General features: G+C 50.2%; 7 protein-coding genes and 2 pseudogenes. 3 read left to right on the forward strand and 6 right to left on the reverse strand.

Annotation, left to right across the window (positions count from 1 at the left end; translation table 11 throughout):
• Positions 1-102: 102 nt before the first annotated feature.
• Positions 103-1,544: pseudogene (gene nhaD, locus ACP4CD_RS05470) on the reverse strand (sodium:proton antiporter NhaD).
• Between the two features lie 95 nt (positions 1,545-1,639).
• The gene (locus ACP4CD_RS05475) at positions 1,640-2,176 is read right to left on the reverse strand and encodes a MarR family winged helix-turn-helix transcriptional regulator (protein ID WP_064031670.1); all 537 of its coding nucleotides are present in this window, start codon (positions 2,174-2,176) and stop codon (positions 1,640-1,642) included.
• 662 nt (positions 2,177-2,838) lie between these two features.
• Here ACP4CD_RS05475 and ACP4CD_RS05480 point away from each other — a divergent pair.
• The 3 genes and pseudogenes from ACP4CD_RS05480 (at position 2,839) to ACP4CD_RS05490 (ending at position 7,667) form a co-directional block, all read left to right on the forward strand.
• Complete coding sequence (locus ACP4CD_RS05480; RefSeq protein WP_426993859.1) at positions 2,839-4,329, forward strand: HAD-IB family phosphatase; 1,491 nt, start codon at positions 2,839-2,841, stop codon at positions 4,327-4,329.
• Between the two features lie 995 nt (positions 4,330-5,324).
• Positions 5,325-6,448: pseudogene (gene clcA, locus ACP4CD_RS05485) on the forward strand (H(+)/Cl(-) exchange transporter ClcA).
• 55 nt (positions 6,449-6,503) lie between these two features.
• Entirely contained in the window at positions 6,504-7,667 is a 1,164-nt protein-coding gene (locus ACP4CD_RS05490; RefSeq protein ID WP_064031672.1) for a cation:proton antiporter, read from the forward strand.
• A 62-nt stretch (positions 7,668-7,729) separates the two neighbouring features.
• Here the strand turns inward: ACP4CD_RS05490 and ACP4CD_RS05495 are convergent, their stop codons facing one another.
• The 4 genes from ACP4CD_RS05495 to ACP4CD_RS05510 all read right to left on the reverse strand — a co-directional run bounded on the left by ACP4CD_RS05495 (position 7,730) and on the right by ACP4CD_RS05510 (position 12,956).
• The gene (locus ACP4CD_RS05495; RefSeq protein WP_426993860.1) at positions 7,730-9,052 is read right to left on the reverse strand and encodes a glycoside hydrolase family 5 protein; all 1,323 of its coding nucleotides are present in this window, start codon (positions 9,050-9,052) and stop codon (positions 7,730-7,732) included.
• A gap of 179 nt (positions 9,053-9,231) precedes the next feature.
• Entirely contained in the window at positions 9,232-11,187 is a 1,956-nt protein-coding gene (locus ACP4CD_RS05500; RefSeq protein ID WP_426993861.1) for an alpha-amylase family glycosyl hydrolase, read from the reverse strand.
• Positions 11,188-11,263: 76 nt separating this feature from the next.
• Entirely contained in the window at positions 11,264-12,112 is an 849-nt protein-coding gene (locus ACP4CD_RS05505) for a GGDEF domain-containing protein (RefSeq protein ID WP_426993862.1), read from the reverse strand.
• A complete protein-coding gene (locus ACP4CD_RS05510) occupies positions 12,105-12,956 on the reverse strand; it encodes an HAD-IIB family hydrolase (protein WP_426993863.1) in 852 nt (283 codons plus the stop codon). The genes ACP4CD_RS05505 and ACP4CD_RS05510 overlap by 8 nt, the downstream gene beginning before the upstream one ends.
• Between the last annotated feature and the right edge of the window lies 1 nt (position 12,957).

The following is a 12,957-nucleotide window of genomic DNA, read 5'->3' on the forward strand; positions in this document are numbered from 1 at the left end:
CTTCGCCCCCTCCCCACCAAGAAATAATCGAAAAATTTTCGAACAGGTTATTTCACTTTTATTGCCTAATGATGTTGCGACTAGTTAAAGCACTCTATGCGATCAAAACAGCTCGGCATTCATTAAAAAGTGCGCACCGATACCGCCAAAATAACCTAGCGCAATCACCGGCGCCCATTTCAGATGAGTTAGGAATGTGTACGCGCCCTTGGCTTGGCCCATCAAAGCCACGCCCGCGGCAGAGCCAACCGAGAGCAGACTGCCACCAACACCGGCGGTCAGCGTTACCAACAACCATTGGCCTTCCGACATTTCGGGATGCATGGCCAGGATGGCGAACATAACCGGGATATTGTCGATCAGTGCCGAGATGACGCCAACCAGTATGTTGGCTGGGGTAGCACCCAGTTCACCATAGAGAAAACCGGACAAATGTTGTAGATAGCCGAGGAAGTTCATACCGCCCACACACAGCACGACACCATAGAAAAACAGCAAGGTATCCCATTCCATGCGCGCCAGATGATGAAAGACGTCAAAGCGCAAACTATCTGCATCGGCGCTACCCTTGACTTCCTCGCCGGACATTGGATCGAGCCCTAGTTCCGGCTCGTCGCGATGGGTGACGTGCAGGAAATAGCCGAACAATTGCAGATAAGTCAGACCGGCCATCATGCCGACCGCCGCCGGCAGTTGCAGGCTGTTTTGGAAAGTCACCGCCGTGAGTACGGTGAGCAGAAATAACACTACGATACGTTTAGCGCCCCGGCGAGTCATGACCTTGGCATGAATAGGCGCCGGCTGGGTTTTGGGAATCGCGAAATGCATGATCGCGGCGGGGATCAGGAAGTTAACCACCGAGGGCACAAACAATTTGAAGAAGGTCCAGAATTCGATGATGCCCTTTTGCCAGACCATCAAGGTGGTGATGTCGCCGAACGGACAAAACGCCCCACCTGCATTGGCAGCCACCACGGTATTGACACAGGATACGCCGACGAATTTGGGGTTGTCCTTGCCTACCGCCATGACCACCGCGCACATCAACATCGCGGTAGTCATGTTATTGGACACCGAGGAAATGAAAAAGCCAAGCCCCCGGTCACCCAAAACAACTGACGATAACTCGAACCCCGATTAACCAGCCAAGCCCGCAGGCTGTCGAAGACGCGTCTCTCTTCCATCGCATTGATGTAAGCGATGGAAACAATCAGGAATAGTAATAACTCGCCGTAGTCCAAAACATCGTGCCGAATCGCCGTTTCGGCGACCGACGATAAGCCTTGGTTCTTATAAACCAGGGCAATCGCCACCCATATCAGCGCCGCCGCCAACATCATCGGCTTGGATTTTCGTAATTCCAATACTTCTTCAAGGACCACAAAGAGGTACGCGATCGCAAACAGGCCTACACAGAGGTATCCGACCCAATGTCCGCTCAAATCCAAGACTTGAGAAAAAGTTTCAGCAAGCACGTTGGTTGAAAATAACATTAGTCCGGCAGCTGCTAATGAGCCGAGCAAAAACTTGTTTAGTTCGTTCATACATTCTTCCATTTCTGTCGTTCAACGATCGACTTTTTGAGTCGATCACGTTCTCATTGTCCATACCCGCAACATGCTTGGGTTGGCCTAAACGTTCACCCTTGATTTTTGGCTGAAGGCGATTTTTTAGGCAGCGGATTAATAGGCTGCATCGCGGCTTCGTCGTCCTTAATTTGCATTTCTTTAACAAGCACATCGAGATTCTTGGCCAGAGACTTCAGAACATTTTCCGGCAAGGCAAATAGTGCATGTTGCAAAATCCCCTGCGGCGGCGAGCTTACTTGGTTTAATAGTTCAATACCGTCCTGAGTCAACATCACGGTAACAACCCGTTGGTCCTGACTAACGCGCTCCCGCATGATTAATCCCTTCTTGGCCAGTTTGTCGAGCATATTGCTGGCGGTGGAATGATGGATCGACATCGCTTTAGCTAGTTCGGTGACTTTCAATCCCGGATTTTTTGATAACTCCCAGAGTGCCCACAGTTGAGCGCTGGTAACGCCGCAATGCGTTTCTACCCATTGGGAGTGTTGCTGAACGGCCTTAAAAATCATTCGAAATTGTTTCAAGACTTCATGTGGCCATTGTTTGGAGCCGTCGGTGTTGGTGGTTGGCAGTGCTGATTTGTTCATGGGGTTACGGTTTATAGTCGGCAAAATTAAGGTGTCAAAAACATTATTACCCACCTGACAGCCAATGTGGCCCGCTTGCTTCGGGCATAACGAACTCAGAATTTTTCCGCTGGCTCCGTACAGTATGCGGAAGATCTGGCAGATCGGCGTCTCGATATATATGTTGACACAAACAATGTTTGCGTCAACATTGTTGGGTCATTATAATGCTCTCGGCAAGTCTAAGAGCGGATTACCTGCCTTGGAATGGTTTGATGTGGTTTCAAAAATTGACAGCGCAACGAAATCCGCTCCTTAACTTGCCTCCGACGCATACTGCTTACAAGTAACGGAATTAGCAAAGACGCTTTCACGACCGCTAGACGCTCTCTGTCCAACAGCGATACCCAAAACAAAGCGCCAAAATGACGAAATTAAAATGTTTTCAAATATTTACGTTAGATTGTTGATTTGCCTGGTTTGGCTCTCCTCTGTCATATTGCTGGCATCGTGTTGCGGTCAAAACACCCCAGTCCCTATCGATCAATCTTCGTCGACAACGGCGTAAGCCGACAAACATTCCAACTATCCGGGATGTCACCTTAGCAGCCGAAACTCGCAGAATTGGGCCCACTTGAAACCGTGGGACCGACTTCGGGACTGCAAATGACTAGGAATAGCGCATGAAATCGAAATATCGACACTGGGTATTCGTCAAGAGAAAGAAAAACAGACGGACTCATCAACAACGCGATTCGAACGCCTGTGCGACCGTCGTGATACCGGCTTTGAACGAAGCCAAACGCATCCAGGAAGTCGTTGCTTACGCCTTGGCAGATTCGGCTACCGCCGAAGTGATTGTCGTCGACGATAGCTCCATCGACGATACAGCGATGCTGGCAAGACAGGCCGGTGCCAAGGTCATGACCAGTAGCATGTTGGGCAAAGGCGTCTCGATGCGCGACGGCGCGGCGGCGGCTACTCATGATTTGGTCGTTTATCTGGACGGCGATCTGACCAATTTACGTCCCGGCATCGTCACCAGCCTCTGCTTGCCGCTGCTTAACGAGGGGGCGGACTTCGTCAAAGCCCGCTTCGGACGCGGTGGCGGCCGGGTTACCGAACTCACCGCCAAACCGATGCTGAAAGTGTTCTTCCCCGAACTGGCGCATCTGGCTCAGCCGTTGGGCGGAATCATTGCCGCACGCAAACGCCTGTTGCAAACCATTAGATTCGAAGATGATTATGGTGTCGATGCCGGGCTGTTGCTTGACGCTCATTTGGCCGGCGCCAAGCTGGCGGAAGTTGACATTGGCTTGTTGGAACATGATAGCCAGCCGCTGCAAGATTTATCGCTGATGGCCAACGAGGTCAGCCGCGCCATTTTCGATCGCGCCAAAAAAGCTGGACGCCTGCATGTGGAACAGGTCACGGCCATGTACGAGAACCAACGCCAAGTGGCTGCCGGTATCGATTATGTGCTGTCTCTTCGCAGGGGACGCCGATGCTTACTTTTGCTGGACATGGACGGCACGGTAACCCCATCGCGATTTGCGCTGGAACTGGCACGCAACACCGGAAACGAAGCGGCTTTGGTGCAACTACTGGATACGCCTCACGACGATGCTATAACCCGCAGCGAGCGGATTGCCGAGTTGTTTCGCTTCATTCACAAGCAGCAATTCGAACAGGTGGCTCGTACGCTGGAAATCCGTCCAGGCGTCATCGAATTCGTCAAGCAGGCAAGGCGAGCCGGTTTCATGGTCGGTGTCGTCAGCGACAGCTATTTTGTTGCTGCCGATATTATAAGACGTCGCATATTTGCTGATTTCGCGCTGGCTCATACCCTGACTTTCGATGGGGAGGTCTGCAACGGCCAGTTACAAATCAATCCGGCTTTCTTGCCCGACGACGTTAATTCAGTTACCCCGATTTGTAAAAGCAACGCGATGCGATGCTTCTTGACAGATAAATCACAACCTCCGATCGAACTGATTTGGGCTGTCGGCGATAACCTTAATGATTTGGAAATGTTGCGGCTAGCAGATAACGCCTTCGTCATCGATCCCAAGTCGCCTAAACTGCTTGAGGAACCGGGCATCACGCTTATCAGTGAATTCAGCGACTTAGTGGAGTTGTTAACGCATGAGGCGTCGGAAAGTATCGAAGCGTAACGGCATCCGGGTTTAGTCATTTTTAATCGCGCACTCCGTGTCGTGATTACTCGACTAATACAAACATCGTCAGGGCCATTGGGGTTTTTATGAGCTTCACGCGTTGCACAGCTGTGATATTTATTGTCAGTTTGCTATGTATCTTCGGTTGCGAGCAACACAATCCGGAGCCAGGCGCTCAATCGAGCCAATCGAAGCGGTTTGCTGAAAGTACAAGGCAAGCGGTTATACAGTGCCTTAAGTCCCGCTCATACATTGTAAGCTCTGAAAATTCAACCAGAAGTATCCGCGGACACGATTTCCAAACGGATCCGAATAGAGTGTCTTGCTCAGACATTTATTATTACAACCAAGGTCGCTTGGGTCGACATCCCAATACTCCCAAATAGGCGGCAAAATATCCTCTTGTAAGGATACCCTCACAAATCGCGAATCGTCTAACTGCGACGATTCACGCTTAGCCGCCTCCTGACGCAAACAATGTTATCGAGAAATCAACCCGTTAGAACCTGCCCCTCTTTGCAACAATGCGTTTCTACAAACATTGTTTGCTTCAACATTACCTCATCACTAGAATGCGGTCAGTAACGCAAATAACCCAATAGATTAAAACGACTGAATGCGTTAAGAAAGAAAGGTATTCGGTGAAGCTCTAGCCATTGTCGGTTCGTTTGGTAAGGCTGCAACCGAATATATGGCTGGCGATTTCAAATCGCTAACTTTGTCGGGAAACGTAACTTGGCTGTAATCGTCGATTGTGAAGGCCAATCACCTGCCTCCGGGGGAAATTTGTTGCAACGTGATCCATCAGAACACCAATCCGCTTCAAAGGTAGAATTTAATCGGCAGCGGAACCATTTGATACCCCAAGCGCTTGTGCTCGGATTGACGACCGGCGCAACTTCGGTAGCATTCCATTTAGCAATGAATAGCGCAGAAGCATTTCGAAAAAGTTTTTAGACTTATCACATCAGAACCCCGACTTCGGCGTTGGAATGATTCTGGGATTAGCGTTAATCACCCTGATCATCTCCGCCGGAATCGTCAGACAATTTGCACCCGAGGCAAGCGGCAGCGGCATTCCCCACATTAAGGGCGTATTGATTGGGCACCGGCATTTCCGCTGGTTTCGGGTGCTGATTACCAAGTTTATCAGCATGGTCATTGGCGGCATTGGCGGCCTTGTCGTTGGTCGCGCCGGTCCCTGTGTACATATGGGAAGTTCCATAGGGCAAGGGCTAGCCAATATCTGGCCTAAAAACGGTAACCCCGAGCATACGATATTGATTGCTGCCGGCGGCGGCGCCGGACTCACGGCGGCATTCAACGCCCCTCTCTCCGGCTTGACCTTTGTATTGGAAGAACTTGAACGGCGATGCTCTTCGCTCGAATTCGTGACCGCCGCCATGGCCTGTCTGACAGCGGATATGGTGTGCCGCGCGGCGCTCGGCCAACAACCCGCCTTTCATTTCGTAAATTTCACCGCTCCGCCGCTGAGTCTTCTTATTGCATTCGTTCCTTTGGGTTTACTATCCGCCCTATTGGGTAGTTTGTTCACGCATGCCTTGTTGCGGGGACAACGATTGATTACCCTGAGTGTTTGGCCGAAAACGATGTGGTGGCTGACTTTGGCAACCTGGCTGACAGCCACAGCTTGGTATGCGCCCGAATTATTGGGCGGCGGCTATGATTTCGTAAATGAAATTCTCGTAGGCCGGGAACTCACACTGGGAACGATAGCGCTATTCTTTGTCAGCCGATTCGTGTTGACTATCGGTAGTTCCTGCTCGGGCGCGGCCGGGGGATTTTTATGCCGATCTTGGTTTTGGGCGCATTGCTGGGTTGGGGTGTCGGTGCGACCACACAATTGTTTTTTCCCGAATTAAATGCAGATCCTAGGCTATTTGCCGTTATCGGGATGGCTGCATATTTTAGCGGAGTGGTACAAGCGCCTTTAACGGGCATCGTGTTAATCATCGAGATGACCAGTGATTACGCATTGATTTTGCCGCTATTCATCGCCTGTTTTACCGCTTTGCTCATCGTGAATTGGTTAGGATGTCCTCCCGTTTATGAAGCCTTGCTGGAAAACGAATTGCGACAAAAACGAATTCAGTAATAATTTCACTGAAACCGCCTGATATTCTAGCCAGCACCTCTTAGGAGACACAGTTATGGAATCTTACCGTATCGCATTATTTGTCATCGCCTTGGCGGCGGCTTTCTCTCCCTTGCTTGCCAGAATTCCAACACGCTTCCGCATGCCAGTCGTGGCGACGGAAATGCTTCTTGGCATGATAATCGGCCCTCATATTTTCAACTGGGTATCACCAGACGGTTTAGTCGGTATGCTAGGTGAGCTGGGCTTGACGTTTTTGCTGTTCATGGTGGGCATGGAAATCAATCTCGGCGAAATTCAAGGCAAACCCTTGACGCTGGCCATTGGCGGGTGGTTTCTTTCGTTTACGGTGGCCATGGCTTGCATGTCCGTCGTGCATGCCATCGGCCTGATTCAGGCACCGCCGCTTTTAGCAGCGGTAGCCTTATCGACCACCGCACTCGGCGTATTGGCCCCGATTCTGCGAGATGAAGGCATTCTGAATACGGACTTCGGCAAAATGCTGCTGTCGGCGGCGGCAATGGGTGAATTCGGCCCGCTGATGGTGGTCTCCATGCTGATCATCCCGACCCATAGTACCTTTTTGCATACCGTTTTCATCTTGGCCTTTGTGGGGATTACTTTTGTGATAGCGGATACGGCGATCAACGCCCGTTCCTCCACTTTAATCGATCTCCTGGCCCAAACCATGCAAAGTAGTGGCCAACTGCCGGTGAGAATCTGTATTGCGCTCCAGGCCCTACTGGTGGTTTTAGCCGGCGAGTTTGGGTTGAATGTGGTGGTCGGCGCATTCGCGGCGGGCATGGTGGTGGGCCTTGCCAGCAAAGGCGAAGGCGGCATGATTCTTCGGCAGAAACTGGATGCCATCGGTTATGGTTTCTTAATCCCCATTTTCTTTATCGTCGCCGGCATGAAATTTGACGTCAGCGCACTGTGGGCGAATCCGCTGGTTCCAGTCCAGATCATCTGCCTATTGGGTTTGTTGATTCTAATTCGTGGCGTGCCGGTAATCCTTTACTACCCAGTTTTAGCGTCAAACGACAGATTGCCTTTTGCACTCTATTCCGCGACAGGCCTGCCCATGATCGTCATTATCTCCGAAATCGGGGTCTCGTCCGGCCTGATGGCCCCGGATCGAGCAGCAGTTCTGGTCAGTGCCGGGATGATTTCCGTTTTGCTGTTTCCTCTACTGGCCGAAAGAATAAGACAGCATTCGTAAAGTCCTATGCCCGTACAATTGCCAACCAAACCAGTTTCAAGCGTCAGCCGTTACATTGACACTTAATTAGCCATGCCAACAATGTCTTGTTCCGCCTGATTCTCTGATTTAGCGGTGACAGTTTGCGTGGGCCGCTTCAGGTTTCTGCCTAAGGTAGCTTTTTTCATGGCGTTGATGACTATCGGGTTGGGTGAAAAATATTCCGGCGTGTTCCACTGACTCCATTTGTGTTTGATCGTGTTGAAATCATCCGTGGCAATATTGGCAACATTGCTATTTTGTTCAGTTGTGTTGTACATACCCCAGTTATTACGACCTACTACCTTATAAGACCAAGTGGTCCAATGGCTGCCGGTTTCTGTAAATTGCTGAAGTCCGTAATCCCATGATTCGGCATTTTCGAATAGTGTAAATTCTCCAATAAAATGCGGCACGTTATATTCGGTGCCCCATTTCCGCGCGTCTTGTATCCACCCATCCACAGCGTTTTTCATCACCGCGAAATCGTTATTGTTTTGCCATTGGTAATAATGCAAGGAATAGACGACGTTCTCCCAGTTTTTCTCTTGGGGATTGGGAAGCGTGTTCCACCACCAAATAGCTTCCATAATAATGATATGGTCTGGATCAATCGCTCGGATGGCATGATACAGACGGTTGTAAAGGCTAACCACCCCAGATCCCATCCGGCCGGGAAACGTCTCGGAAGGTTCATTCAGTAGGTCATACCCCGCCACGGCGGCATTATCCTTAAAGCGCGTGGCGAGCGTTTCCCAAAGCTCAACCAGTTGATTCTGATAGAGCGGGGTAGAATACAGCAAAGCGCCGTTTTGCCGGCCTGAGTGATGGGCTCCGTTCTGCGATCCTGGCGCTCCGTGAAGATCAAGAACGGTGTAGAGCCCATATTCCCGAGCTTTGTTGACGGTCCACTCGATTCTGGATAAATCAATGGCGCCTGTATCGTCCCGCCTCCAATTGCCCTCATCATCCATATGGTTAAACGCATATACCGGCAAACGGATACAGTTGAGACCGGCTTCTGCGATGTTCTTGAAATCCTGTTCCGTGATCCAAGTATCCCAGTAAGAATTGTAAAGTTCCCACACGGCATCCTTGCCAAAACGCTCGGTTAAAACACTTCGCGCATCCCATTCGTTTGATGCTCCAGCTAACGGGGACATCCAAGGTTCATGCCCCCTCCAACCGCCCAGATTAGTGCCGTATAAATGAACCTTTCGACCCAATCCATAGTTATCTTTGATATCCGCTCCATCCACTTTAAGAAAATCCGAAGCGGCGTAGCATGAAGGAGAACCCATCACGATTGTCCAGAGTAACGCGGACAATCTCAGTACGCTTGGGTGACTAACAGGTTTCGGTTTCATAAATATCACTTTAAATAACGTGGTCTCGGTACAGGGGTTGCAGGACAAAACAAGCTTAGGATTTTCCATCGTCGAACAATCGGTAAAGCGTCGACAGTATTGTGAAGAACGCCTTCAGCCTGCTCGGTCAATATACTCGATATGGTGATGAAATATTCGAAGCCGACTTAACTAGCACCTTATATTTCCGACAACCAATAGAACTGAAAACCCTGCAATACGACCCGTCTGTCGTATTGCTCCGGCTTGCCGCCGCTGTAAACATCGACGAATTGCCCGTAGGGATTGATGCCTTTGCTTTTGAGCAAGTAAAGATCCAGGTATTGCGGATTGGCATCGAAATTGGCGACGACTATCACCCGCTCGGAAGGACGCAGGTGATCGAAACGAATGAAACACAATAAATGCGCGTTATCGACGTCGACCAGTTCCCGGTTGTTGAAGTCGGCGAACGCGGAGATTTCCTTACGGATCGCGATCATTTTCTTCATTGCATTGAACAGGACAAATTCGGTGGTGCCTTGTTTTTTGCGCAATTCGGCCCTGTCCCAATTAATCTTGGGTCGATGTATCCAGCGGTTGTCGTCGCTTTTACCGGGGTCGTCGCGGTAACTGTAATCGTTGATGACGCCGAGCGCGTCACCGTTGTATAGCAATGGAATACCGCCGAAGGACAATATCAGGCTCTGCAATAACAGAATCTTTTGGATTGCGGAATCGATCAAGCCCTGGTCATTGTTTTCCCGGCCCGCTTCCAGCCCCGTCAGGGAAGCCAGCGAACCGCTGATACGGGCGTCGCCCGTGGTTTCGTTACGCATGAACACCATGCCTCTGGCCGGAGATCCTTCGAATTGACCGCTGAAATAATGGACTAGAAATTGCCGATGTGCGTGAGGGTCGTATCCCGCGGCGCGAATATCGTTGTCGTCGAAGCCAAAGCCGATATCGTCGTGGCAGCGCACATAATTCAACCAAGTGGCGCGCTCCAGTTTCGCCGGCAAGTTTTTTATCCCTTGACAGAGCAGTTTGGCATTTTGAGTGGCTATAGCATCCCATAGCAAGGCCATCAAAGTAGCGTTGTAAGCAATTTCGCATTCCTTGGCGATGATTGCATCCTCGCCAAAATATTTGATGACTTCGAGCGGCGTGACAATGGCTTCAGCGATGAACAGCACACCCGGCGCGGTGACCTGACAGCAATCCTTCATCAATTGCAGGATCAGATGGGCATTGCGTTCATTCTGGCAGGTGGAGCCGATTTTTTTCCACAGGAAGGCAACGGCATCCAGGCGTAAGATATCAACTCCCTGGTTAGCCCAGAACAAGATAATATCCAACATTTCGATGAACACCTCGGGGTTACTGTAATTCAAATCCCATTGGTAATCGTTGAAGACTGTCATCACCCATTTTTGCATGTTCTCATTCCAGGTGAAGTTGCCCGGTGCCGACTCCGGGAAAACTTGCGGCATGGTCTGCTCGAACATATCGGGAATTTCCCGGTTATCGAAGACGAAGTAATAATCCTGATAGCCTCCTTCGCCTTGGGCCGCCTTCTTCGCCCATTCGTGTTCGTCGGAGGTATGATTCATCACGATGTCCAGTACCAGCAGGATTTCGCGTTTTCTGAGTTCCTGAGCCACCCGCCGCAGATCATTCAGATCGCCCAGCCTGTCGTCGATCTGTCTAAAATCGCTGACCGCATAGCCACCGTCGCTCTTGCCCGCGGGACACATCAGAATCGGCATGATATGCACCAAATTGATGCCGAGTTCCTGGAAATAAGGCGTCTTGCTTACCAGATCGGCCAGATTTTCCGCGAAGCCGTTGGTATACAAGGCCATGCCGACCCATTTCTGCGACAGAAACCAGTTGTGATCCTGTTCGCGCTCCATGTCGATGCGCTCCAACTCGGCGGACCGATCGATATAGCCCTTGGCCATGGTTTCCACCAGCCGCAGTATTTGCGGTTTAAAATCCTCCCGCTGACCGTACAGCGTGAAAAATAGCGAATAAATCGCATAAAAATTGGCGCCCAGCCGGGTGTAAAAGTGCCGAAGATCCTGGCGACGAATCTCCGGTTTCAGATCATCCAGAATGGCGTTCAATAGCGAATGGGAGACTTGTTCATACATGTCGTTGCGGAATCCATGGTTGGGATGATGTAAAAACTCACTAATAAATTAGGTTGCCACGCTATCGGTAAAGATTCTATTGGTCAAAAACCCCATATGCGATTGCGTTCTTGCTATTGTTTTTTACTGTATACATTAATTTATCCGCGCGTTTTACTAACTCATCGGCCGAAATTTCGCCGCTTTGGTAGCTTAATACACCGATGGAAAAAGTGACTGGCCATTTATTTTTACGCATCTCGTTCAATAATCCGGCCTGAATTTTTTCAACGGTAAACTTTGCAGCATCTTGCCCCATTTCGGGCAACAACAATATAAATTCATCACCGCCCAATCGTGCCATGATATCGGTATTACGCAACATGTTTTTTGCCCGACTTACGAAAGCACATAGAAGCCTGTCACCAATCAAGTGCCCATATTGATCGTTTACCCATTTAAATCCATCGAGGTCGATATACGCAATCGTGAATACATGTTTATAGCGTCGAGAACGATTAAGCTCGGCTTGCAGTAACTCGAAAAAATAGCGACGGTTGGCAATGCCGGTCAAATAGTCCATGCGAGAAGTTTGTTTTTCGCGCTCCAGCTCTTGTAATACAGGTAAAAGCCAGGTGATCATTACAAAGAAACCAAAACGCATGATGGCGTTCCAGTAGCCAATCATCGGATGCGAGTATGAAGCGTTGTTCAGTTGATCGACAGTAAACCAGGTTCCGGTAGCAAAGACACAGAATACTAAACCCACCTGCCTACCAAATGCCAAGGTGACCAATACGATGGGTATCAAGTAGAATATTGAGAAACTGAATTCCCTGCCTAGTTTAAAATCAATAATGCCGATACCAATATTGATTAAAAAACTAATAATTAACCAAATAATGGGGGTTTTGTTGTCGTTTTGGATAAAGCGCCAATTACTCATTAGCTTGTTCCATCCAACCCCGCGTGCAAGGGAAAAAGTGCGAAACGCCCTCAAGAATTCCCGCACTGTAGTTGCCGTTCATGCCTAAAAAATTTCCTTTAGCCAAATACAACCTTGCACCGGTTCCATTTTGCTCGGCGAGCGCCGTGGATTGCGCGACGACATCGCCATGCGCGTTGGCAACCAGAATCGCATTGATACCGCTGATTAGCACGGGCAGATCGTTGCCGCTGTCACCGGCAAATACCGTATTGCCGACATCGAAATTCTGATGCTGCATCAAAAACTCCACGGCATGTAGTTTCGTGGCATGGGCGGGCAACACATCCAGCAATCCGGTGGCTGCGGCTTCGTCCACGCTGTAAATAAGGCTGGCCGCCAGGTTTTGTGCGTGCAGTCGGTTCGCCATTTCCTGGCGCAAGGCTTCTATATCGCTGAGCGTGGCCAGATAGTAGCTGAGCTTGAAACGGTTTTGCTTCGCCTCTTCCTGCAAGCGCAAATTCGGCAAATCGTCAAACAAAGGCCGCAGATCCTTTGCCGCCAGACCGCGCCAGTCGCCGGCGATATCCTCTTCCCAAGCGACCCAAGGTTCCCATTCTCCGGGGCTGGTTTTATAAATCGTGGTGCCGACGTCGCCAATCACCCAATCGGCTAATGGCAGACCGTACTCACGGATCGCGTCTTCCACCAATTCGCGATGCCGGCCGCTCACATAGGCCAAAGTCACCTCGGGGCGGGAAACCAAACGCGCGAAAGCCGCTCTCGCCCCTGGCGACTCCGGTTGACAGCCGTTGGGCAACAAGGTGCGATCCAAATCGGTACAAATCAGAAGACGTTTCATCATG

The organism is Methylomonas stagni (genome assembly GCF_050154735.1).
In the GTDB taxonomy this organism is placed as follows: Bacteria; Pseudomonadota; Gammaproteobacteria; order Methylococcales; family Methylomonadaceae; genus Methylomonas; species Methylomonas koyamae_A.

Excerpts from the sequence above, each read along its gene's own strand:
- ACP4CD_RS05475 (WP_064031670.1), bottom strand. The coding sequence starts at position 2,176 with ATGAACAAATCAGCACTGCCAACCACCAACACCGACGGCTCCAAACAA.
- ACP4CD_RS05480 (WP_426993859.1), top strand. The coding sequence starts at position 2,839 with ATGAAATCGAAATATCGACACTGGGTATTCGTCAAGAGAAAGAAAAAC.
- ACP4CD_RS05490 (WP_064031672.1), top strand. The coding sequence starts at position 6,504 with ATGGAATCTTACCGTATCGCATTATTTGTCATCGCCTTGGCGGCGGCT.
- ACP4CD_RS05495 (WP_426993860.1), bottom strand. The coding sequence starts at position 9,052 with ATGAAACCGAAACCTGTTAGTCACCCAAGCGTACTGAGATTGTCCGCG.
- ACP4CD_RS05500 (WP_426993861.1), bottom strand. The coding sequence starts at position 11,187 with ATGTATGAACAAGTCTCCCATTCGCTATTGAACGCCATTCTGGATGAT.
- ACP4CD_RS05505 (WP_426993862.1), bottom strand. The coding sequence starts at position 12,112 with ATGAGTAATTGGCGCTTTATCCAAAACGACAACAAAACCCCCATTATT.
- ACP4CD_RS05510 (WP_426993863.1), bottom strand. The coding sequence starts at position 12,956 with ATGATGAAACGTCTTCTGATTTGTACCGATTTGGATCGCACCTTGTTG.